This window comes from Rothia sp. HSID18067, from assembly GCF_003989445.1.
GTDB classification, from domain to species: Bacteria; Actinomycetota; Actinomycetes; order Actinomycetales; family Micrococcaceae; genus Rothia; species Rothia aeria.
This window is the reverse complement of the sequence record NZ_RBMF01000001.1, coordinates 611831-634453: the sequence shown is the minus strand read 5'-3', so window position 1 is coordinate 634453 and position 22623 is coordinate 611831. Positions and strand designations below refer to the sequence as shown.

Annotated in this window: 19 protein-coding genes; 1 reads left to right on the top strand and 18 read right to left on the bottom strand. The window is 57.9% G+C overall.

Annotated elements, in window-relative coordinates; all coding sequences use genetic code 11:
• Positions 1-22: 22 nt before the first annotated feature.
• The 5 genes from D8M23_RS02815 to hisS form a co-directional block, all read right to left on the bottom strand.
• Entirely contained in the window at positions 23-1477 is a 1455-nt protein-coding gene (locus tag D8M23_RS02815) for a replication-associated recombination protein A (protein WP_126853579.1), read from the bottom strand.
• 31 nt (positions 1478-1508) lie between these two features.
• Positions 1509-1943 (bottom strand): D-aminoacyl-tRNA deacylase, encoded by a 435-nt coding sequence (dtd, locus tag D8M23_RS02810; RefSeq protein ID WP_126853577.1) that lies wholly within the window; start codon positions 1941-1943, stop codon positions 1509-1511.
• A 33-nt stretch (positions 1944-1976) separates the two neighbouring features.
• Positions 1977-2591, bottom strand: a complete 615-nt coding sequence (locus D8M23_RS02805; RefSeq protein ID WP_238693738.1) for an adenylate kinase — start codon at positions 2589-2591, stop codon at positions 1977-1979.
• Between the two features lie 66 nt (positions 2592-2657).
• Entirely contained in the window at positions 2658-4436 is a 1779-nt protein-coding gene (gene aspS / locus D8M23_RS02800) for an aspartate--tRNA ligase (protein WP_006887192.1), read from the bottom strand.
• Positions 4437-4579: 143 nt separating this feature from the next.
• Positions 4580-5947 (bottom strand): histidine--tRNA ligase, encoded by a 1368-nt coding sequence (hisS, locus tag D8M23_RS02795; protein WP_126853575.1) that lies wholly within the window; start codon positions 5945-5947, stop codon positions 4580-4582.
• 362 nt (positions 5948-6309) lie between these two features.
• On the opposite strand from hisS, the gene D8M23_RS02790 reads away from it, so the two are divergent.
• Positions 6310-7581, top strand: a complete 1272-nt coding sequence (locus D8M23_RS02790; protein WP_126853573.1) for a DUF349 domain-containing protein — start codon at positions 6310-6312, stop codon at positions 7579-7581.
• An 88-nt stretch (positions 7582-7669) separates the two neighbouring features.
• Here D8M23_RS02790 and D8M23_RS02785 read toward each other — a convergent pair whose 3' ends face one another.
• The 13 genes from D8M23_RS02785 to D8M23_RS02725 form a co-directional block, all read right to left on the bottom strand.
• The gene (locus D8M23_RS02785) at positions 7670-10078 is read right to left on the bottom strand and encodes a RelA/SpoT family protein (protein WP_126853572.1); all 2409 of its coding nucleotides are present in this window, start codon (positions 10076-10078) and stop codon (positions 7670-7672) included.
• Between the two features lie 299 nt (positions 10079-10377).
• On the bottom strand, positions 10378-11469 hold the full coding sequence (gene secF, locus D8M23_RS02780) for a protein translocase subunit SecF (RefSeq protein WP_006887160.1): 1092 nt from the start codon (positions 11467-11469) through the stop codon (positions 10378-10380).
• 2 nt (positions 11470-11471) lie between these two features.
• Positions 11472-13166, bottom strand: a complete 1695-nt coding sequence (gene secD, locus D8M23_RS02775) for a protein translocase subunit SecD (RefSeq protein ID WP_126853570.1) — start codon at positions 13164-13166, stop codon at positions 11472-11474.
• A gap of 83 nt (positions 13167-13249) precedes the next feature.
• Entirely contained in the window at positions 13250-13630 is a 381-nt protein-coding gene (gene yajC / locus D8M23_RS02770) for a preprotein translocase subunit YajC (protein ID WP_006887320.1), read from the bottom strand.
• A 233-nt stretch (positions 13631-13863) separates the two neighbouring features.
• The gene (ruvB, locus tag D8M23_RS02765) at positions 13864-14850 is read right to left on the bottom strand and encodes a Holliday junction branch migration DNA helicase RuvB (RefSeq protein ID WP_023133001.1); all 987 of its coding nucleotides are present in this window, start codon (positions 14848-14850) and stop codon (positions 13864-13866) included.
• A gap of 208 nt (positions 14851-15058) precedes the next feature.
• Positions 15059-15682 (bottom strand): Holliday junction branch migration protein RuvA, encoded by a 624-nt coding sequence (ruvA, locus tag D8M23_RS02760; protein ID WP_023133000.1) that lies wholly within the window; start codon positions 15680-15682, stop codon positions 15059-15061.
• Between the two features lie 182 nt (positions 15683-15864).
• The gene (gene ruvC, locus D8M23_RS02755) at positions 15865-16521 is read right to left on the bottom strand and encodes a crossover junction endodeoxyribonuclease RuvC (RefSeq protein WP_006887210.1); all 657 of its coding nucleotides are present in this window, start codon (positions 16519-16521) and stop codon (positions 15865-15867) included.
• 128 nt (positions 16522-16649) lie between these two features.
• Positions 16650-17408: a YebC/PmpR family DNA-binding transcriptional regulator gene (locus D8M23_RS02750; protein ID WP_006887169.1), complete on the bottom strand. Its 759-nt coding sequence runs from the start codon at positions 17406-17408 to the stop codon at positions 16650-16652.
• 98 nt (positions 17409-17506) lie between these two features.
• Positions 17507-18271, bottom strand: coding sequence for a type 1 glutamine amidotransferase (locus tag D8M23_RS02745; protein WP_006887113.1), 765 nt, complete (start codon positions 18269-18271; stop codon positions 17507-17509).
• 3 nt (positions 18272-18274) lie between these two features.
• Entirely contained in the window at positions 18275-19561 is a 1287-nt protein-coding gene (locus D8M23_RS02740) for a Mur ligase family protein (protein WP_094757960.1), read from the bottom strand.
• Positions 19562-19719: 158 nt separating this feature from the next.
• On the bottom strand, positions 19720-20763 hold the full coding sequence (locus D8M23_RS02735; protein ID WP_126853568.1) for a hypothetical protein: 1044 nt from the start codon (positions 20761-20763) through the stop codon (positions 19720-19722).
• Between the two features lie 57 nt (positions 20764-20820).
• Positions 20821-21645, bottom strand: a complete 825-nt coding sequence (locus D8M23_RS02730) for a hypothetical protein (RefSeq protein ID WP_037233569.1) — start codon at positions 21643-21645, stop codon at positions 20821-20823.
• Between the two features lie 406 nt (positions 21646-22051).
• Complete coding sequence (locus D8M23_RS02725; RefSeq protein WP_126853566.1) at positions 22052-22618, bottom strand: HIT family protein; 567 nt, start codon at positions 22616-22618, stop codon at positions 22052-22054.
• Positions 22619-22623: the final 5 nt, after the last annotated feature.

Genomic DNA, 22623 nt, shown 5'->3' with positions numbered 1-22623 from the left:
ATGCATTTATTGTAAGCGTATCTTATGCGCCTGCACCGTTCGCCCGGTCAAGGATTTCACGGATACGTTCACGCCGTTCAGTCAGGGTTCGCTCAAACCCGTGCGGCGTGGGCTCATAGTAGACCTTACCCCGCAAAGTATCCGGCATATACTGTTGGGCTGCCACATGCCCCGGTTCATCGTGCGCATAAATATATCCGTCACCGTGTCCCAAGTCGGCGGCGGCCGCATAGTGGGCGTCCCTCAGATGAACCGGAACCTGCCCCGAAAGCCCAGCGCGCACATCCGCTATTGCCTTATTAATAGCCACATATGCCGCATTCGATTTGGGCGCTAAAGCACAGTAGATCACCGCCTGCGACAGAATAATACGCGCCTCCGGCATACCAACCAACGCCACCGACTGGGCGGCGGCGGTCGCTACTTGAAGCGCCTGCGGATCGGCAAGACCGATATCTTCACTCGCCGCAATCATAATGCGCCGCGCCACAAAGCGTGGGTCTTCGCCGCCTTCGAGCATGCGCGCTAGATAGTGGACGGCGGCATCAGCATCGGAACCGCGTATAGATTTAATGAAGGCGCTAATCACGTCGTAGTGCTGATCGCCACCTTTATCGTAGCGAACGGCAGCACGGTCAACGGCTTCCTGGGCATGTGCCAGAGTAATGCGCACAGGCTTGCTAAGGTTTACCTCTCCCCCAGATTCCGCGTTCTCGTCCAAGGATTCGACCTGTTCATGCTCACTGAAGGCTATGGCAGCGGCGGCTTCTAAAGAAGTTAGCGAGCGACGTGCATCGCCACCGGATACTGCGGCAAGGTGGGCACGGGCATCTTCATCAATCACAGCGGCACCGTTGAACCCGCGGGGGTCTTCGAGTGCTCGGTTAATTAAAGACTCAATGTCGGCTGGCTCCAAAGAATGCACTCGAAGCAAAAGCGAACGTGACAGAAGAGGCGAAATCACGCTAAACGAGGGGTTTTCCGTCGTCGCCGCCACAAGAATAACCCAGCGGTTTTCAACTCCGGGCAGCAGCGCATCTTGCTGGGCCTTCGTAAACCGGTGAATCTCGTCAAGAAAAAGCACCGTTGTGGTTCCGTACATGTCACGGTCTAACAGCGCCTGGTCCATAACAGCGCGAACGTCTTTAACTCCGGCGGTAATAGCGGAAAGTTCGACGAATTTACGCCCCGGCGCACGGGCAATCACATGCGCCAGCGTAGTTTTCCCAGTGCCGGGAGGGCCGTACAGAATAACGGATGCGGGCCCGGCTGGCCCGGCATGATCTGCTCCGGCGAGTACCCGCAGAGGCGACCCCGGGTTCAGCAGATGCGCCTGCCCAAGCACCTCATCCACGTTCTGCGGACGCATCCGCACCGCCAGCGGGGCGCTGGAACGCGCACTGGCGGGGGTGGGTGCTATAAACTTGACGCGGTCCTCGTCATCGGGAAGGCCAAGGTCAAAAAGCGAATCTGCCATGCTTCAACTCTACCGTGCCTACACGCGGTATCTAGAGGGTTTCGCTATCGAGAATGAGGGTTACCGGTCCGTCATTAACGAGTTCAACCTGCATATCGGCACCGAAAACTCCTGTTTCAACACGGAGCCCTGTATCACGGAGCTTCTGGGCAAAAGCCTCAAAAAGCGGCTCGCTGACAGCGCCCGGAGCCGCTTTCGACCACGACGGGCGCCTGCCTTTTTTCGCATCTCCGTAGAGCGTGAATTGACTAATGGCAAGAATGGGCGCATTAATCTCAAGCGCGGATTTTTCGCCCTCAAAAAGGCGCAGGTTAGCGGTCTTATCCGCCATTTTAGCCAGTTGGGCCTCGCCGTCCTCATGGGTAATACCGACGAGTGCAAGATACCCGGTTTCTTCAATCGCCCCAACGATTTTATTCTCTACACGCACGGATGCGCGGCTTACACGCTGCAAAATAACTCGCATGGGTTGCTCTGCCTTTCGGTATTTCTAAAATATTCAGATATTTCCGCGAATCCGTACCGCCTGCAGAAATTTCTCTGCCTCACGAGGTGCTTGGAATTCTATATATCGTTTGTCAGGGTGATTCCTGCGTGCTTCGGCCATCAGAGGCTCATATTTAGGGTAACTAATCCAGGTGTAGCGAATCATATTTTCGGGGTCGGTAAAAACGCTCCACAGGGGCGGCTCAGTATTTCCCGCCCAGAGTTTTTTACGGGTCACTGCCCGGTGCAGGGTTCTTCGAATAACTCGCTGCTCAACAAACCATCTCGGATAATGCAGGTAAATGACGGTATCAGCACGCTCTAGAAGACGCTCACGTACCTGAGAGTACTGCCATTCTGTAATCCACGAATCCTGCGCCGCGAGTTCATCCACATCTGCTTCAAAACTGGGGCGGGGCGTCCAGTTCTCGCCCCAGTGCAAAGAATCCATTTCGGTATGCGGTATGCCTAAAATCGCGCCGAGTCTTTGGGCAAATGTGGTTTTACCGCTGCCGCTTGTGCCAGCGATGAGGATGCGCATAGCTCCTGCCTTTCGTGCGGGGACTTTTCCCAGAATAACTAACCCATACACGAATACGCACCGAAACGACGAAAGCGGGCTGCGCATACACCCGTGTGTAGCTGCAGCCCGCTCTCCTCTCAGCGCTCACGCGCGGGGATTTTCAGACAAGAATTACTTCTCGTCTTCGTCCTTCTTCTTCGGCTTGAAATCAACGCCTGCTTCCTTACGCTGCTGCGGCGTGATTGGTGCAGGTGCGGCAGTCAGCGGGTCATAGCCGTTACCGGTCTTCGGGAAGGCAATAACCTCGCGAATCGAATCAACCCCCGCGAGAAGCGAGATAATGCGATCCCACCCGAATGCGATACCGCCCATCGGGGGTGCACCGTATTTGAAGGCGTCCAGCAGGAAGCCGAACTTCTCCTGTGCTTCTTCCTCGCCAATTCCCATGACCGCAAAAACACGTTCCTGCACGTCACGGCGGTGGATACGGATAGAACCGCCACCGATCTCGTTACCGTTGCAGACAATATCGTAGGCGTATGCCAGCGCCGAACCGGGGTCCTTGTCGAAGGTATCCAAAAACTCGGGTTTTGGCGCCGTGAAGGCGTGGTGCACGGCAGTCCATGCGGAGTGCCCCAGTGCGACATCTCCCGACTCGGTGGCCTCTGCGGCAGACTCGAAGAGAGGCGCATCCACAACCCACACGAAAGACCACTCGCCGTCCTTGATAAGGCCGGTGCGGTGACCGATCTCAACACGGGCAGCGCCTAGCAGAGCACGCGCCTGTTTAGCTTCACCGGCGGCGAAGAAGATGCAGTCCCCCGGGTTGGCCCCGGTTGCTGCGGCAAGACCCGCGCGTTCTTCATCGGTGATGTTCTTCGCGACAGGGCCGGTCAGTTCGCCGTCTTCCTGCACGAGGACATAGGCCAGACCCTTCGCACCGCGCTGCTTTGCCCATTCCTGCCATGCATCCAGGGTGCGGCGCGGCTGAGAAGCACCGCCGGGCATCACCACGGCACCCACGTAGGGAGCCTTAAACACACGGAACGTGGTGTTGGCAAAGTAATCGGTAAGTTCGGTCAGCTCAAGACCAAAACGCAGATCTGGCTTGTCGGTACCGTATTTCTCCATCGCTTCGGTATAGGTCATACGGCGAATAGGACGGGGAACCTGCACATCAATCAGGTTCCAGACGGCCTCGACAATGCGTTCACCCAGGTCAATAATGTCATCCTGGTCTACGAAGGATGCCTCAATATCGAGCTGAGTGAACTCAGGCTGACGATCCGCACGGAAGTCCTCATCGCGGTAGCATCGAGCAATCTGGTAGTACTTCTCAATGCCGCCCACCTGCAGGAGCTGTTTAAACAGCTGGGGTGACTGCGGCAGCGCATACCAAGAACCGGGTGCCAAACGTGCAGGAACCAGGAAGTCACGGGCACCTTCGGGTGTCGAACGGGTAAGAGTGGGGGTTTCAACCTCAAGGTAGCCGTCATCAGCAAGCAGGTTGCGGGCCGCGCGGTTAGCATCAGAACGCAGGCGCATGATGCGAGCAGGTTCGGGGCGGCGAAGATCGAGATAACGGTAACGCAGACGCGCCTCTTCACCAACCTCAACATGCTCGTCAATCTGGAATGGAAGCGGTGCCGCAGTATTGAGAACCTCAACCGCAGAAACTTCAACCTCAATTTCGCCGGTTGCAAGATTCGGGTTTTCATTTCCCTCAGGACGCTTGGTCACCTGACCGGTTACACGCAGAACGTACTCATTGCGCAGGTGCTCAAAATCGTCTTCATTATGGAACACACACTGGGTAACGCCCGCGCGATCACGCAAATCGACGAAAGCTACGCCGCCGTGGTCACGACGACGAGCTACCCAGCCGGTGAGGGTTACGGTTTCTCCGATGTTGGCGGCGGTGAGCTCGCCATTGGTATGGGTGCGAAGCACTGCATTCCTTTCATTGCAGGCACCTCACGACTATAGACAGTAGCCGGGTGCATGCGCTTGATTTTCTAAGATACGCACACTGCGTGCGCATTGTCCCATTGTAATGCCGCCACGCACTATAGTGTGGCGACACCCGCAATATTTTATGAGCCGATACTCTCGGCAGGCACTACACGCACGTTCAGGTCTTTTTCTGAAGGCATCCAGCTCGCGGGGTCCGCAGCGACTTGTTCCCCCGAACGGATATCCTTCACCTCGTGCGCCAGTTCGCCGTTATCCCCCGTCGAAATAAACCATACGAAGGGAATACCGCGTTTTTCAGCGTATTTGATCTGCTTACCGAATTTGGCTGCGTTCGCCGAAACTTCACAGGCGATACCGCGCGCCCGAAGCGCATCGGCAACATCGTTAGCGGCAGACCAGCCTTCATCATTAGTGAGGGCGATAAACACCGCTGAGGGAACCTTACGGGTAGCCTGCGCAAACCCCTGCGAGAGGATGCGTGCCACCAGACGGGTTACCCCAATCGACAGCCCAACTCCGGGATAGGTTTTCTTCCCGTTCGAGGCTAGTGACTCATACCGACCGCCCGAGCAAATCGACCCTAACGATTCATGCCCCACGAGCACAGTCTCGTAGACGGTACCGGTGTAATAATCCAGCCCGCGCGCAATAGAGAGATCGGCGAGAACTTTTCCGGGGGCGCGGCGGGCGGCTTCATCAATAACTTCGGCAAGCTCGGCAACACCCTGATCAAGAAGCTCATGCTCAGCCTCGTAGCGTTCAGCGAGTTCACGGACCTGGGCCACAAAAGATGAATCCTCGGTACGAATCTGCGCAAGCTTTAGGGCTGCCTGAGCCTGTTCTTCAGAGGCACCAGCTTCACGCTGAAGTTCCTGCGCCACCGCATCCGCGCCAATTTTTTCAAGTTTGTCAATGGAACGCAGCACCGCGGCTGTATCGGTGAGCCCCAGCCCAAGATAAAAACCCTCCGCAAGTTTGCGGTTGTTCACCCGAAGTTTGAAATCGGGAATAGGGAGTTTTGAGAGCGCATCCACAACAACGAGGGCGAGGGTCACGTCATAACGGAAAGGCAGTTCGCCATCACCCACAACATCAATATCAGCCTGGGTAAACTCGCGTGCACGCCCCTCCTGCGGGCGTTCGCCGCGCCACACTTTCTGAATCTGGTAGCGAGAGAACGGGAAATTCAGGTACCCGGCGTTCTCAACCACGTACCGCGCGAAAGGCACGGTCAAATCGAAGTGCAGAGCAAGCTTTTCTTTAGCTTTGGCGCCGTTATCATCCTGCAGGCGAGAGATCGCGTACACTTCCTTATCGATCTCGCCCTTGCGAAGCAGCTGCTCAATAGTCTCAACCGAGCGGGTCTCAATTGAGGAAAAACCATGAAGCTCGAAGGTCTTACGCAGAGTATCAAGAACGTGGTTCTCAACAAGTCGTTCAGCCGGTAAATACTCCGGAAAACCAGACAGCGATGCCTTGCGAGCCATAGTGTTTCTTCTCCTTGAGGTTGCAATAATCGGTTGTGCTATATGAGCAAAGTGTTTGCGGGGCACAATCTTCTTAATAGTAACAAGGATGCGCTCCTAGCGAACCCGACGCCGCCTTCTGCCGACCTGAACCACCAGCTCGCCACGTGTGCTTCGCGGCGTCGCGCATCTCACCCTGTGACCCGCGTCCGGGTTGGCGTGTAACGGTGTGTTTAAACACCCGGCACCCGTTATGCTGTATAGATGCGCGCGCATCCTGATGACACGGTGCGCACCCTCAAAGCCGCCCCGTACGCGCGCACCATGAACCTCGGTGTCGCACCCTAACACGGTACGACGCCCCTAGTGAAAGAGTTATAGCGGTGACCATTAAATCCGACGACATTGCTGTGAACCTCGAAAAGGCCCGCAAGTTTGGGCGCGTCTCTGAAGACGGCCACGTATTCGTCATTGTCGAAGGCGAAGAGTACGCGGTAGGCCAGCTGCCTGACGCCTCAGAAGAGGAGGCGCTCGCCTACTTTGCCCGCAAGTTCGAGAACGTTGAGGCGCAGGTGACCCTGCTGGAGTCTCGCATCGAAAACAACGCTCCCGCCGCCGATGTTCAGAAGGGTATCGAATCAATCGGTGCCCAGATTGCCGAGCGGAATATGGTGGGCGACTACGCCGGTATGCAGCAGCGGCTAACAGCCCTGACCGAACGCATCGGTGAGCTGGCTGAGCAGCAGAAGCAGAACCGTGCCGCCAACCGTGAACGCGCCTTGGCAGCCCGTGAAGAGATCGTGGCTGAAGCCGAGTCGATTGTGGAGCAGGATCCCGAGAAGATTCACTGGAAGAACTCGCACGCGCGCATGAACGAGCTGTTTGATGCGTGGAAGCAGGCCCAGCGGGAAATCCACCTGCCCAAGTCGGTGGAGGACGAGCTGTGGAAGCGTTTCCGTACCGCCCGCACCACCTTCGACCGTAACCGCCGCGCGCACTTCTCCCAGCTGGATGAGCGCAACGCTCGCATTAAGCGCGCCAAAGAAGAGCTGATTTCCCGCGCGGAAGAGCTCTCAAGCTCCACCAACTGGTCTGAGACCTCCCGCGCCTACGGCGATCTTATGCGCGAGTGGAAGAAAGTTCCGCGCGGCTCCCGCCGGGAGGACGATAAACTGTGGGCCCGTTTCCGTGCTGCACAGGATGTCTTCTTTGACGCCCGTAACGCTGCCGAAGCTGAGCAGGATGCGGCCTATGCCGACAACCTGAAGGTGAAAGAGGGGCTACTGGTTGAAGCCCGCGGGCTTCTTCCGGTAACCGATATTGCTGCCGCTAAAGCCGCGTTCGATAAGATCCTTGACCGCTGGGATGCAGCGGGCCGCGTGCCGCGTGCCGATATGCGCCGCATCGATTCTGAGCTGCGTAAAATCCAGGACGAGATTCACGGTGCCGAGGCTGCGAAGTGGAAGAAGAACGACCCCGCGAAAACCGCACGGGCAAACTCGCTGCTTGCGCAGATTCAGGATTCCCTCACCAAGCTGGAAACCGAGCTGGCGCAGGCCCAGGCATCGGGTGATGAGAAAAAGATCGCTAAGGCGCAGGAGGCACTGGATGCCCGCCGCGCCTGGGCAGCCACCCTGGAAGGGTTTGAAGGCTAACGCCTAAGAGCGCAAACCTTATCGGGGCGGCTCACCACACTACCGCAGGAGTGTGTGAGCCGCCCCGTTCGTGTATAAAAACACCCTCTTATGATGCGTGCGCCGGCTTAGAGCCCGTCAGACGGTACGCCTTATACACGCCGTCAACGTTCAGTACTACGTTCACCACATGCTCCAGCATGTACCTGTCCCCCAGTTCAACCGTGAACCTGTCCACCGCTATGTGGTCCTCGGACGTGTGCACGCGCGCATCCACAATACTCACGCCCGAGTCTGAGATCGCACGGATGAGGTCATTGAGCAGACCCTTACGGTCAAGTCCCTCCACCTGAATCTGCACCCGGTAGGTGCTGCTGGGGGTGGGTGCCCACTGAACCTCCGTTAAACGCGGCTGCTGCTCCTCATCCAGGTTCAGTATATTCGGGCAGTCACGCCGGTGCACCGAAATACCGTTGAGCCGGGTGACCATGCCAATAATGTCGTCGGGCGGGACTGGGCTACAGCAGCGGGCGATCTTCGTGAGCACACCCTCAGCCCCCGGCACCAGCACACCGTTGTCGCTCACCGCGCTGCGGGTCTGCTTCAGCAGGGTTTCGTCAAAGTCGCTCACCTCAACAGTCGGCTCGTCCTGCTGCTCCCCGTTATACAGGTCAATGAGGGTGTCAATAACCTGCTTTGTGGTCAGCTCGTTCTCGCCGATAGCCCGGTACATGGTTGCCACATCGTTCTTATGCAGAGTTTGCGCCACCTGGGTCATCAGCTCGGGGCTCATCATCTTCTGTAACGGCAGCTCATTATTGCGCATGCTCTTCGTGAGCGCCTCACGCCCACGGTCCAGCGCCTCAAGACGACGTTCTTTCGCAAAGTGCTGGCGGATCTTTGTGCGGGCCCGTGAGGAACGCACGAACTTCAGCCAGTCTTCGCTGGGTCCTGCCTCCTCATCTTTCGTGGTCATAATTTCCACGGTCACCCCGGTCGGCAGCATCGTGTGAAGCGGTACCAGACGGCCGTTTACTTTCGCCCCGACGGTTCGGTCCCCCACCTCAGAGTGAATAGCGTACGCGAAATCAACCGGGGTTGAGCCGGAGGGAAGCGCAATAGCCTCACCGTTGGGTGTGAGCACCACAATCTCGTCGGTATCCAGGGTGTCTGCGAGGGATTCGTAGAACTTATCGGACTCGGGGTTAGAGTTAGAAATTTCGGCGATAGCCTGCAAAATACCGACGTTCATTGCTGCGGTCTGGGTGCCGGGTTCGTGCTTGGCGTTGCTCACCTGCTCACCGCGTGAAGCCGCCTTATACCGCCAGTGCGCAGCCACCCCGTATTCGGCTTCTTCATGCATCTTATAGGTGCGGATCTGCACCTCTAACGGCAGGTTCCCCGGCCCGTACACCGTTAAATGCAGCGACTGGTAGTTATTGTTTTTGGGGTTTTTAATATAGTCCTTAAACCGGCCTGTCATTGATGGCCATAGCGAGAGGATATGCCCCAGCACGGTGTAACATTCGCTCTCCTCTTCCACCATAATGCGCACCGCAAGAATGTCATTAATCTCGTCAAAACTACGGCCCTTTGTTTTCATCTTCTGATGAATCGAGTAGTAGTGTTTAGGCCGACCAGTCACCATGGCCTCAACACCCATCTGGGTTAGCCGCTCGGAGATTTTAGCGCGGGCGTCCTCCAGAAACGCCTCAAGTTTTGGGGTGCGTTCCCCCACCATGCGCACCATCTCAGCGTAAATATCGGGGCTCATCGCCGCAAATGACAGGTCTTCAAGCTCCCATTTAATCGTGTTCAAACCCAGCCGGTGTGCTAAGGGGGCATAGATTTTTAGTGTCTCTTCGGCTTTACGGGCCGCCGAGGCCGCCGCCACAAAACGCCAGGTGCGTGCATTGTGCAGACGGTCCGCAAGTTTAATGAGGAGCACACGAATATCTTTGCTCATCGACAGCACCAGTTTACGGATGGTCTCAATGGAGGCACGCTCACCGTAGGTCATCCTGTCGAGCTTAGTCACCCCATCCACCAGGTAGGCGACTTCCTCCCCAAATTCTGCGGTGAGCTCTTCCATCGTGTAGTCGGTGTCTTCTACCGTGTCGTGAAGCAGCCCAGCAGCCAGCACGGGGCCGGTTGCACCCATCTCCGCCAGGATCGCTGTCACAGCAACCGGGTGGGTAATGTACGGGTCGCCACTTTTACGTTTCTGCCCGCGGTGGTGCCTATTGGCCACCTCAAAGGCACGTTGAAGAACCTGAATGTCCTCCTCAGGATGGTATTTGCGCAGGGCACGCACCACCGGGGCGATCATGGGCGAGAAATGTGTCTGTGACGTACCAGGGTCAAGATTTTTAGCGATGCGCCTACCGAAAACCAGCCGGTTAGGCACACGCCCGGATGCGGTCATAACACGGTGCGAACCGCGCACCGGTTTCTTTTTCGGCGCGGTTTGAGGAACCACACTACTGTCTTCGGGGGTATTGTGGGATTCTACGACCATTTTTACCTTTTCCCTCCTGCGAGTTTTCTGGCCTGGTAGCGGTGGGGTGCTTCGTCGGCCCCTTACGCGGCGCCTTGTTGTGCATGGCGGCGCGCATCCACACGAGAAAACCCGTTGTGTGTTTGTTATGCTACCCAACCTTGACGATACGTCGCAAACTGTGCCCGGTTATATGGTGCGCGCCCGCACGCTTTTTGGCCCCTCAGCAGCTGGGCAACCCCGGTGCACTAAAGGGCACGCATAAGGGGCTAGCATCTTGGATGATGCTAGCCCCTTACCCTCAAAGCCGGTAAGTGAAACTAATCAAAATTCACGACATTCACTTCAATCTTCGGCTTTGAACGTTTCACGGGTTTCTGCTGTGACTCGTTGTCAGAGTCGGTCTCTTCTTCCCCGCCGTGGGCGCGGAAGTACTCCACCTTCTGCCGCTGCCCAACAATCTTTTTCTCGCCCAGCCGCAGCATACCGTACAGCGGTGCCGAGACGAACAGAGTGCCGAACATGCCCACCAGAATACCCACAAAGAGCGAGAGGGAAAGATCCTGCAAGGTACCTGCACCAAGCATAAACGCACCAATGAACAGGATGGACCCGACGGGGAGCACACCCACGATCGCGGTGTTAATGGAACGCACCAGGGTCTGGTTAACTGCCAGGTTTGTTTCCTCCGCGAAGGTCGCATCCTTACGGTCCATAATGTCCTCGGTGTTCTCGCGGATCTTATCGAAAACCACCACGGAGTCGTACAGCGAGTAGCTCAGGATCGTTAGGAAACCAATAATCGCGCTCGGGGTGATTTCAAAGCCCAACGCCGCGTAAATACCCACGGTGACCACCACGGTAAAGAACAAGCCCGCGATGGAGGCGACAGACATCTTCCAGGTGCGGAAGTAGAACGCCATGCCAATCAGTGCGAAAATCACGAACGCCACCAGACCCCACAGCGCCTGCCGGGTCACATCAGCACCCCAGGTGGGGCCCACATAGGATGAGGTCACGTCGTTTTCGCTGACGCCGTACGCATCCTGCAGGGCTTTCTTCACTTTGAGGGTCTCTTCGTCACTGAGTTTACTCATCTGCGCCCGAACAGTGCCGGGGGCAATATGGGTAACATGCACGTCGGAGGCGTCCGGGACGTTCTCCTTGACGATTTTCTCCCCGGTGGAGGATTCCGTATGAGAAGCCTTCGACACCACAAATTCCGAACCGCCACGGAAATCGATACCCAGGTTAAACCCGTTACCGACCAACGGAAGGATCACTGAGACCGCCATGAGCGCGGCGGCTATCATCAGCCACAGTTTACGTTTGCCAATGAACGGGTAGGAGCGTTTGCCCGAGTGCAGGTCATTACCGAACCGCGCGAAGACGTTAGGTTTTACCTCGGTCATGGTTACGCCTCCTTCTTTTCTTCAGGGGCGCCCGTCACGTCTTTATCCTCGGCGGCACGGGCGGCGCGGCGGCGCTCTGCGATACTCACATAGTCTTCATCCGGTTTGCGGAAACGACCGGCGCCACGGTACAGCGGGGTTGCGCCCAACGACTCGGGCGAGAGGCCCGAATGACGGTACCCCTTACCGAAGTAGCGGGTATTCGCCAGCAGGGTCAGGGTGGGGTGAGTGAACAAGTACACAACGATCAGGTCGGCGATAGCAGTCAAGCCCAGGGTAAAGGCGAAGCCCTTCACAGAACCCACCGACACCACGTACAGCACCACTGCCGCCAGCAGGTTCACGGCCTTCGAAGCGAGGATGGTGCGGGAGGCCCGCTTCCAGCCGTGGTTCACAGCGGAAGGGATGGTGCGTCCGGCGCGTATCTCATCACGAATACGTTCGAAGTACACAATGAACGAGTCGGCTGTGGCACCAATAGCAACAATTAGGCCCGCAACACCTGCCAGGGAGAGGCGGTAGTTCAACGCCCAGCCCAGAAGCACAATCGCCTCGTACGAGATAATGCCCGCCACGATCAGCGATGCCATGGTCACAAACCCGAGCAGGCGGTACTGGAACAGCGAATAGATGAACACCAGCAGCAAGCCGATGAGACCGGTCAGCAGGCCCACCTTCAACTGCTCAGAGCCGAGGGTTGCCGAGATCTGCTGCTCAGATTGGATGCTGAAACTAATCGGCAGTGCACCGTATTTGAGCTGGTCGGCCAGGGCTTTGGCCTGGTCCTCAGTGAAGTTACCGGTGATCTGTGACTTACCGTCTGAAATAACAGCTTGGGACGTTGGGGAGGACAGCACCTTACCGTCAAGCATAATAGCGAACCGGCTGCGCGGGTCGGCGGGGTTCTGCCCACGGATCGAGTTCAGGCGGGAGGTCACATCTTTGAAAGTGGTAACCCCCTGGTCTTTAAACTCAATGTTCACGCCCCAGCGGCCGGTGGTCACGCCCTGGCCGCTGCTTTCCTGGGAGTGCGAGGCTGTTGCAATATCGTTACCGCTGAGCTCAACACGACCCAGGATGTACTTTTCGGTACCGTCGGTGGAGCAGGCCACAATCGGTTTTCCGGGATCCTGGTTTTCAGCATCCTCATTATGCCCGGCGGTGCAGTCTTTCGCCTCGTATTCTTTCTGCAACTCGGCGGTAATCCAGTTCTTATCCGAGTTGTCTTTAGGTTCCGCGTCCGGTTTGGGGAGCTTATCGTCCGGGGTGCGGCTCTCTTGCGGGGTTGCCGCGCCTGAACCCGAGGCCAGCACAGGGCGGAACGACATGTTCGCAGAAGCCTGAATGAGTGCACGGGTTTCGGCGCTAATAGTGCCCGGAACGGAAACCACCACGTTATTGCCCGAACCGAAGGAGGTGGTAACCTCCGCCTCGGAGACGCCCGCGCCATCAACGCGCTGACGGATAATTTCAACTGCCTGGTTCAGCTGCTCTTGGCTGACAGATTCATTCTGCGACCCGTTAACTTTGGGTGAAAGAATCATCTGCGTGCCGCCAGAGAGGTCAAGCGCAAGTTTCGGGGCCCACGACCCGCCCGCCTGGGTGGTGCCGAAAATACCTGCGGCCATCACAATCATGAGCAAAACCATTGAGACGAGGGCGCCTCGTGCAGCTGTAAGCGGGGAACGCTTAGCCATGTATGCCCCTTACTAGATTTTTATCTTCTCAATCAGCAAGAATAGCACCCGTTCTAGGGTGCTATTCCCGATTATTGTCTTTATTAATTGAGGTCGTAGCCCTTGGCAGGCTTCTCGGGTGACTCGTCTTCCGCCGTGTCTTTGGACTCGGTGCTTTCCACGGCTTCTTCCTTAGCCTCCACCGGTTCTTCTTCCGCAACATCCACCACGGTGGCAACAGCGTCCAGGCTAATGGTGATGATCGTTCCCTCGGCGATCTCCACAAGTGCTTTACGGTTTTCATGGTCGGTTGAGACGATGGTGCCGTACAGCCCGGCGCGGGTCATAATTTCATCACCAGCACGCAGGTTTTCCTGCATAGTCTGGGTGGCTTGCATCTGTGCTTTCTGCCGTTTAGTGCCGCTGTAAATGCTCCAGATCATGAAGAGCACAAAAACGGCGAGAAGTATCATCGTAATATCCATGGTGTCCTCTCTGTAGGGACGTGTCCCCGGCGTCGCCCTACCCGGGGTGCATAGGATGGTGACGCGCCTGTGTTCATAGTTTCTCTACTGTACCCATCCTACGCGAGAGCACAGTCTTTCCCTATCGGTTATGCGCTCAGCCGCAGTTTTTCTTGAGAAACTACCCTGCCACGGTGATGTTTTCCCCACTGAAAACAGCATGACCGTTCCGTGATAGGGGGGATAGTTCGGTACTACAGGTTGATATCGGGGGCTTCTAGCCCCAGGTGCTCCCACGCGGCAGGCAGCGCCACACGCCCGCGAGGGGTGCGGCCGATCAGCCCTTCACGCACCAGGTAGGGTTCGGCTACTGTCTCCACGGTCTCGGTTTCTTCACCAACGGCGATAGCTAGGGTGGATAGCCCCACCGGTCCCCCACCGAACTTGTGGATGAGCGATTCAAGAACGGCGCGGTCCAGGCGGTCCAGCCCGCGCTCATCCACTTCATACATGTCAAGGGCGGTTGCCGCGTTGTGGGCGTTAATATTGGGCACATCATTCACAAGGGCCCAGTCGCGTACACGGCGGAGCAGCCGGTTAGCGATACGCGGTGTGCCGCGTGAACGGCCCGCGATCTCTGCGAACCCCTCACTGGTGATACTCATATCCATCAGACCGGCACTGCGGCGTAGCACCAGCTCAAGCTCCGGCACGGAGTAGAACTCCAGGTGCCCGGTGAACCCGAAACGGTCACGTAGCGGCCCGGGGAGCAGCCCGGCACGGGTTGTGGCACCCACCAGGGTAAACTGCGGTAGTTCAAGGGGGATGGAGGTGGCTCCCGCTCCCTTACCAACCACAATATCCACGCGAAAATCTTCCATCGCCATGTACAGCATTTCTTCGGCGGGGCGGCTCATGCGGTGTATTTCATCTAGGAAAAGCACCTCGCCGGGGGTTAGCGACGAGAGGATTGCCGCTAAATCGCCGGAGTGCTGAATAGCTGGGCCGGAGGTGATGCGCAAAGGGGCATCCATCTCAGCGGCAATAATCATGGCGAGCGTGGTTTTGCCAAGCCCGGGAGGGCCGGAAAGAAGCACATGATCAGCACTGCGGCCCCGCATTTTCGAGGCTTCCAGCACTAGGGAAAGCTGCTGCCGCACCCTTTTTTGCCCCACGAAGTCACCAAGCGATTTGGGGCGCAGGGCCGCCTCAATCATTTTTTCTTCGGGTTCTTCTTCCATGGCAACTAGCCGCTGCTGCCCGGGCACCTGACCGGGTGCGTAACCGCCCGACGGCGTAGGCTCATAGGGGTTATCTGTCACGTGTTCTTATCCTCTGTAGATGCTGTAGCTCTCGTGCCTGAGCGGGATGCGGCGGCTCTATCCGATACTACCGTACGCACCACCGGGTGCGGTGTGCTCCCCGTGGTAGGGTGTGTTCCGCCGTGTGTTAGCGCCGCCCAACAGTATTTTGCGCCCCTAAGGAGGCAAGCACCCCGCGAAGTGCTGCGCCTACCGCCTCATTCTCGGCACCCGGGTTGTGGGTCACATAGGCGTCAATCGCGGCATTAGCGTCTTTTTCAGTCCAGCCCAGAGAGGTGAGAGCATCGAGAACCTGCGGCTTCCATACCAGCCCGCCCTGGGGGGCGGCTGCTTCTTCTCCCTGGCTTTCGCTAAGAATTAGTTTGCCCGCCAGCTCAAGCACAATACGCCGCGCACCCTTGGGGCCAATACCGGGAACCTTGGTAAATGCTTTATCATCCCCCGTGGCCACGGCGCGCTCTACCTCGCTGGCGGTGTGCACGCTCAGCACAGCCAATGCAATACGCGGGCCAATTCCTGAGACGGAGAGCATCATATCGAACACTTCACGTTCGGCGGGTTCAGCGAAACCGTAGAGCGTCATAGATTCTTCGCGCACAATCATGCTGGTGAGCACCGTGGCAGTCTCCCCCAGGTGCAGGCCAGCGAGCGTACGGGCGGTGGCGTGCACAAGCATCCCAAACCCGTTGACGTCGAGGATGACGCTGTCGAGACCTACATGGCTTACTCTGCCGGTGAGTGACGCAATCATAGTTTCCTCTCATAGGGCGCACTAGGTACCGTTGCTGTGAGCAGGGCGCGCACCTCCAGTATATTAGAATATATCTTCTGAAATCAACCACATGATGACCCGCCCGCGAAAAATACTTGAGAATAACGGGAAAATCGCGCACATTATATTCGAAAATAGTATCGAAAAATGTGTTGGGTCGCCTACCTGCGGGCCTTCGCCTCCGCCTCTTTCCACGCCCGCTGCGCTGGAGTGAGCGCCGCACCCCGGGCAGCCTGCACAGGCCGGGACCCCTGGTGAGTCTGGGTGTGCGCCGCCATATTAATACCCGAACCGATGCCGCCGCCGCGCCACCCGTGGCAGATGGCAATAGCGAGCGCATCGGCAGCATCCGCCGGTTTCGGCATTTTTTCAAGGCCCAGGATGCGGGTTACCATCCGCCCCACGGAGCTTTTATCGGCCCGCCCGGAGCCGGTGACCGCCGCCTTCACCTCGGAGGGGGTGTGAAAATGCACGGGCACACCAAGCATTGCGGCCGCCGAAATCACCGCCCCGGAGGCGTGCGCGGTACCGATCACAGTATTGACCTGTTCTTGGGCGAAGATTCGCTCAATAGCGAGCGCATCTGGCTTATACACTTTAATCCACTGTTGGGTGGCGTTGAATATGCGCAGAATACGCTGATCCAGTGCCTCAGCCGCCTGGGTTCCGGCGATACCGACGTTCACGAAGTAGGCTTTGCGGTCGGCGGTCATATCGAGCATGGAGATGCCGCAGCGGGTCAGGCCCGGGTCGATGCCCATAATGCGTGTGGCACCGGGTACGCGCGGCTCGGGGGCGAGCGGGTGGTTTTCGCTCATCCGGTTTCTCCTTATGCTGTCGTTGGCTGTCCCCTCCGACTCCGGTGGGGGTGCGCCCAGATAGAGTACGGTGCCCGGCTCACTGCCCGCGTGTGCGGGGTGTGTCCGGGCACTCGTGCGTTTTGTGCTTATTCGGCTTCTAGCTGGGCGATAACCTCTGCGGAAACGTTTGCGTTGGAGTAGACGTTCTGGACGTCGTCGAGTTCTTCGACCGCATCCGCGAGTTTGAGGAACTTTTTGGCGCCGTCAAGATCGAGGTCTACCTGCATGGTGGGGCGGAATACGGGGTCGTCGTTGTTGTACTCCAGTTCCGCTTCATCCAGTGCTTTGCGGATTTCGGGCAGGTCGGTTGCGGCGGATACGACGGTGAACACGTCGCCTTCGTCCAGTACTTCTTCAGCACCTGCATCAAGCACGGCCATGAGCACGTCATCTTCGGTGAGCCCGTCGGTTTTCGCTACTTCGGCCACGCCTTTACGCTCGAAGAGGAACGCCACGGAGCCCTGGTCTGCCATGGTGCCGCCGTTGCGGGTCACGGCCAGGCGCACGTCTGATGCGGCACGGTTGCGGTTATCGGTCAGGCACTCGATGTACAGTGCGGTGCCTTGCGGGCCGCGTGCCTCGTACATGATTTCGGTGTAGTCGATGGTTTCGCCGGTCAGCCCAGCACCGCGTTTAATGGCGCGGTCAATATTGTCGTTGGGCACCGAGTTCTTTTTTGCTTTCGACACGGCAAGGTCGAGTGCGGGGTTGCCCGCAATGTCTGCCCCGCCCATGCGGGCGGCTACTTCGATTGCCTTAATGAATTTGGCGAATGCCTTCGCGCGCTTGGCGTCAATCGCGGCTTTCTTGTGTTTGGTGGTGGCCCATTTGGAGTGACCCGACATTCGTTTCTCCCTTACGTTAATGTTCTGTGCGGGCGCACGTGGGTGGCCGCGCGTCAATACTTTTCAACTATACCGGCTGATGTGCGCTGGCAGTAGTTTTAGCGGGGGCGTTTCATCGCTGATGCGCGTGCCTTGTTCACGAGTGTGTCGTCGATTGTGGCGGGGGTGAATTCGCCGTATTTACGTTTGGCGGCCTGCTCGATCAGGTAGTCAGAGATTTTGGGGTTTTTGGGCAGTAGTGAGCCGTGCAGGTAGGTGCCGATCACGTTGTGCACGCGCGCGCCTTCATGGGTTTCTGCCTTGTTGTTCCCTTCGCCTTTGGTGACGGTGGCAGCAAGCGGGGTGCACCCTGAGCCCAGGTAGGTGAGCCCGGAGTGGTTCTCAAACCCGATGATGGTTCCGAAGTCTTTGGACTCTTCAACAATGTTGCCGATCAGTCGTTCGTCGCCGCCTACAGTGTGGGCGTCGAAGATCCCGATGCCTTTGAGCACTTCCCCTTCGCGGGTGCGGAATTCTTTGCCGAACAGCTGGTATAGGCCGCAGATGACGAGCATGGGGGTGCCGTCTTCGGCGAGCTGTTTCAGGTGTTCGGAGTTGGCGTGCAGGTCTTCTTGGATGACGGTCTGCCCGGAGTCCTGGCCGCCGCCGCCAATAATAATATCGACGTCTTGGGGGAATTCGTCGCCGGGGTTGTAGTCGATAATGTCAACGTCGAACCCGTGGGCGTGTGCGCGGCGTGCGAGTGAGAGCGTGTTGCCCCAGTCGCCGTAAATGTTCATGTCTTTGGGGTACAGCTGCAGGATACGCAGAGTTTTGCCGTTGTTCGGCCCGGCGGCGGGGGTTCCGGCGATGGTGTGGGTCATGGCTTAGGAAACCCTTTCGACGTTGGTGATTTTTCCGAGTTCTTCGCGCAGGGCGAGCATTGAGGTGTAGGTGCAGAAGATACGCATGGGTGCCTGCCCGCTGTTGGCGATGAACGAGCGGAGGGCATCGTCGAGGTCTTCTTGCACGTCTTCTACAGGTACGCCGTCGTGTTCTAGGCGCAGCGCCATATCCCAGGCGCGCACCCCGGAGACCATTTTCACGCCGGTGGCGGCTAGGTCGTGGAAGTCCACATCCCACAGCCAGGAGACGTCACGCCCGTCGGCGTACTGGTCGTTAATGGTGATCATGGTGGCGTAGTCGTGGGAGTTTGCGCTGGCCAGTGAGAGGCGGAACCCGCTGGGGTTTTTCACCAGCAGCAGCTGCAGCGGACGCCCGTTCACGTTGAGGGTTTCGCCGCGGCCGAATGCGGGGGTGATTTTTGCCAGCTCGTTCACTAGGGCGTCTTGGTTGAGTTTTTCGCCCATCACAGCGCGGGTGAGGGCCATTGCGGCGGCGGCGTTGAAAATGTTGTAGATGCCGTAGAGGTTAATCTGCCCTGTGATGCTTTGGCCCGCCAGGTTGAAGGTTGCGCTGCTGCCGGAGAAGGCGGTGAGGGTCACGTCTGAGTCGGGCAGGTCGGCGGAGCGTGCGCCCACGCCGCTGCGCAGCTCGTCGTCTGAGGGGAAGTATGAGCGCAGTTCGTCGTTCAGCCCGAAGTAGCTGATGTTCGTGCCGGGCTGCACGGCTTGAGCGAGCGAGCGGATGCGCGGGTCTTCGCGGTTGAGCACCACGGTTTTAGTGGTTGCGGCGGCTACGGTGGAGAGCATCCTGCGGGTGGTGTCGATTTCGCCGAAGCGGTCAAGCTGATCGCGCAGCACGTTCAGCAGCAGCGCATAGTCGGGTTTGACGGCTTTGACGAAGTGCACGGCGTGCGCCTCGTCTAGTTCGAGCACGGCAATGTCTGCATCGAGTTTTCCGGTGAGGCTCATTGCGCCCAGGAGGGCCGCCGCCACACCGCGCACGAAGTTGGAGCCGGTGCGGTTGGTGAAGACTTTAAGCCCCTGCGATTCGAGCAGCTGCACCGTCATTTTGGTGGTGGTGGTTTTGCCGTTGGTGCCTGAGACAACAACCACGCCGTAGGGCAGTTTGGCGAGTTCTTCGGCCACGAATTCGGGGTGCAGTTTTTCCATGACGAGGCCGGGGAATGCGGAACCGCCACCGCGCAGTTTACTTGCGTAGCGTACGCCCTGGCCGAGCAAACGAATGAGGGGTTTTGACATGCACACTATTTTATACCCTCCCGCACTGTGTAATTGCACGGTATGGCGTTGCTTACTTTGCGGGTGTTGGCGGCGGTTTTTTATGTGTTGTGCCATGCACACAACGGCGCGTGCCGCTATTTCGCGGCGGGTTTTCGCGGGAGTAGTAATAATTTTTCTGGGTGATTTTAGAAGAGAGCCGTTTGAATATTTACGGTGCTTATGTCGTGGTTCACGGTGAAGGCTAGGTTGTCGATTTCGGCCGTGTTTACCAGCAGGGCGGCGGCTGGGTCGCCGGTGTGGGCGGTCATGAATTTCCCGGCCGCACCGGTGCAGTAAAATCCTGCGGTGCCGGTGGAAAGTACGCTGGGGAACTGCCCGAGCGGTTCGGGGCTGCCAGCTCGCAGGGCCGCGTAGGGGCGAGCCATGGCGGGTGAGGGCTCCCACGGCTCATTCAGCGGGGTAAGAGGGGCGCGCAGTTGAGCGTGGGTGAGCGCATCCCGGGCGGTTTTCATGGTTTCTTGGTGGACGCTGCGTATTGTGCTGTTTGGCAGCGGGTTAAGCCAGGCACGGTATTTGCTGGGTGTCTGTTTCACCTGCGGCACCCCGCCGATGCGGGTAACAGCGTCTTCAGCTTCACGCACGCTCAGCCCGTCGGGTGCTTGGGCTATGTAGGTTGCGACGGCTGGCGCCTGCTCGTCGAGGCGGCGCGGGGTTGAGGCTTGGGAACTGGTGCCTACTTTGCTGGTCCCGTCGGGGAATGTGGCAATGTAGAGCCGGTGCGGTGTCGCCGCGTAGGCCCGCATCCCCGGGGTTAATGTGCCGGGGTGCAGGTGCGCGGTGTGAAGGGCCGTGAACTCGTCGCGGGCGGCGCATCGTTCACATTGTTTACCGCTGCGGATGCGTGCTCCTTCTGGGCAGGGCACCCTGCGGGGCGCACCCGTGTTTGGGGTGTTCGTGTTCTCACCGGGTGGCCCGCTTGCAAAGTACCCGGCACAGTAGCGCAGGTGTTCACCGGCGGTATCAGCCAGTAGCCGCAGCCCAAGAAACGCGCCGGGGGTAAGCGGTATGCGGATGCGCTCACCGCTGGGGTGCTGCTCCCCCGCCGCCGCGGTGAGGGGTTCCGCTTCAAGAACGGGCTGACGCTCAACCCACCGCAGCTCACGCCAGATGAGCGCCCGGTCGCTGCCGCCGCTAGGGGTCGCACTATCGAGCAGGTTCAGGGGCGTCATCCTCCCAGCATACCTATTCCCACCAGGTTCTAATACCCCCATGAGCCGGGTGCGCGGCTACTTCAGCCACTTGGAGCGGAGCGAATCTACCTTCTTCACTTTCCACCCCTGGTCTTCCACGTACACAAGGGTCATATTGAAGTCCTCTTGAATACCCCACGAATAGTACCGGTTATCGGCTTGGCCGCTATCTTTGTTGTACCAGGTGTAGGTGTTGCGTTTGTGCCGTACCGCAATGGTGACTTCTTTTTTATCGTCACTCCATTTTTCTGAATCGGCCACACGTTTCATGGTGTATTTATATTCACCAACCCAGTACCCTGCTTCGCGCAGCTCATTATCGTTTTTGCTCTGACCGTCGGGGGTTTTGTCGGTACGTTCGTCTTTTTCACTGGATTTATCGTACTTATAGTCGGGGGCGTACACGTTTTTGGTGTAGTTCTCGATTTCCGTATTAGTGTACGCAGTGTACCGGTAGGTTTCGCCCATGTATTTAATGAGTGCATCTACCCCGTCAAGTTCACGGGATTTTACGGTGTCTGAAAGCACCGGCGCACCCATATTGTAGACGGGGTGCTTATCGGTGGGCGGTATGAATTTACCGGCGTAATAGTTGTCAAGCTCCGTGCTGCTCAGCGGGGCGGGTGAACCATCGGGCAGCGTGGGTGCGGGGCGCTCTTTAGTGAGCGGCACACTGGATTTGGCGGATGAGCTCGCTGAGGGGCTGGCTGATGCGGAGGTGCTGATCGTACCTGATGCGTCGGTTTCTTCGTCGACGTATTCGGCGCATCCGGCGGTTGCGAGCAGGCAGGCTACGATCGTGAAACTGGTGATTGTTCGAGTAATCTGGGGTCGTTTACCTGTGGGGATGCGGGGGCTCATCGGCGGCTTTCGTGGTTGGTTTGCGGTCAGCTGGGTGGGAAGGTCCGGAAGGAACCTTGGGGGCGGCGGTACGGGTGGTTTCGCCGTTATATATCATGCCATACTTTACGGTTCAAAAAATAATCTGACACCGTGGTTTTAGCATGATGCGTTTCACTCGTGGCCGCAGGCGCTTTCTGCCCGTAAAAAATAATGCTCAGGGGTGGGTATTTAGGCTGGGGTGCGGCAGATTTTGGGCGCTGGCAGCTTTTTTCTGTGTCTGGTTTTTTGCGGGGTTTTAAACAGCACAGTTTACCCTTCTGTAGAGGTTCAACTTACCGATTTATTGTACGCCTGCTTTTCTGTCTTAACAAGGAAATACGGGGGTTGAATTACCCACAGTCTTCCTTGTTGCCTGCCCGCACAATTACTGGGTTTGAGCGAACCCGTCCGCAATTATTTGGCGCATGTCGTCAAGGGTGCGAGACATGGTTTTTGTGTGCGCAATAATGGGCAGAAAATTGGTGTCCCCGCTCCAGCGGGGCAGAATATGCTGGTGCAGGTGGTCGGCTATGCCCGCTCCCCCGACTTTGCCCTGATTCATACCGATGTTGAACCCGTCGTTATGGGACACTTTGCGCAGAACCCGCATGGTGCGCTGAGTCAGGTACGCCATTTCGAGGGTTTCTTCTTCGGTTGCCTGGTCGTACAGCGGAATGTGGCGGTACGGGCAGATGAGCAGGTGCCCCGGATTATAGGGGTACAGGTTGAGCAGAGCGAAGGTGTGCTCCCCACGGTACACAATGAGCGATTCCTCATCACTGCGTGAGGGCGCGGTGCAGAAGGGGCAGGTTTTCTCGGTGTGGTCCTGCTGCCCGCCACTCACATAGGCGGTACGGTGCGGTGTCCAGAGCCGCTGGAACGCATCGGGCACGCCGGGCAGCTCGAAGTCATCGGCAGTGTTCGTGGTGTGGGCATTCTGGTTCTCGCTCATGTCTC

Coding starts and splice junctions, on each gene's coding strand:
- D8M23_RS02815 (WP_126853579.1), bottom strand. CDS start 1,477: ATGGCAGATTCGCTTTTTGACCTTGGCCTTCCCGATGACGAGGACCGC.
- dtd (WP_126853577.1), bottom strand. CDS start 1,943: ATGCGAGTTATTTTGCAGCGTGTAAGCCGCGCATCCGTGCGTGTAGAG.
- D8M23_RS02805 (WP_238693738.1), bottom strand. CDS start 2,591: ATGCGCAGCCCGCTTTCGTCGTTTCGGTGCGTATTCGTGTATGGGTTA.
- hisS (WP_126853575.1), bottom strand. CDS start 5,947: ATGGCTCGCAAGGCATCGCTGTCTGGTTTTCCGGAGTATTTACCGGCT.
- D8M23_RS02785 (WP_126853572.1), bottom strand. CDS start 10,078: ATGGTCGTAGAATCCCACAATACCCCCGAAGACAGTAGTGTGGTTCCT.
- secF (WP_006887160.1), bottom strand. CDS start 11,469: ATGACCGAGGTAAAACCTAACGTCTTCGCGCGGTTCGGTAATGACCTG.
- secD (WP_126853570.1), bottom strand. CDS start 13,166: ATGGCTAAGCGTTCCCCGCTTACAGCTGCACGAGGCGCCCTCGTCTCA.
- yajC (WP_006887320.1), bottom strand. CDS start 13,630: ATGGATATTACGATGATACTTCTCGCCGTTTTTGTGCTCTTCATGATC.
- ruvB (WP_023133001.1), bottom strand. CDS start 14,850: ATGGAAGAAGAACCCGAAGAAAAAATGATTGAGGCGGCCCTGCGCCCC.
- ruvA (WP_023133000.1), bottom strand. CDS start 15,682: ATGATTGCGTCACTCACCGGCAGAGTAAGCCATGTAGGTCTCGACAGC.
- ruvC (WP_006887210.1), bottom strand. CDS start 16,521: ATGAGCGAAAACCACCCGCTCGCCCCCGAGCCGCGCGTACCCGGTGCC.
- D8M23_RS02750 (WP_006887169.1), bottom strand. CDS start 17,408: ATGTCGGGTCACTCCAAATGGGCCACCACCAAACACAAGAAAGCCGCG.
- D8M23_RS02745 (WP_006887113.1), bottom strand. CDS start 18,271: ATGACCCACACCATCGCCGGAACCCCCGCCGCCGGGCCGAACAACGGC.
- D8M23_RS02735 (WP_126853568.1), bottom strand. CDS start 20,763: ATGACGCCCCTGAACCTGCTCGATAGTGCGACCCCTAGCGGCGGCAGC.
- D8M23_RS02730 (WP_037233569.1), bottom strand. CDS start 21,645: ATGAGCCCCCGCATCCCCACAGGTAAACGACCCCAGATTACTCGAACA.
- D8M23_RS02725 (WP_126853566.1), bottom strand. CDS start 22,618: ATGAGCGAGAACCAGAATGCCCACACCACGAACACTGCCGATGACTTC.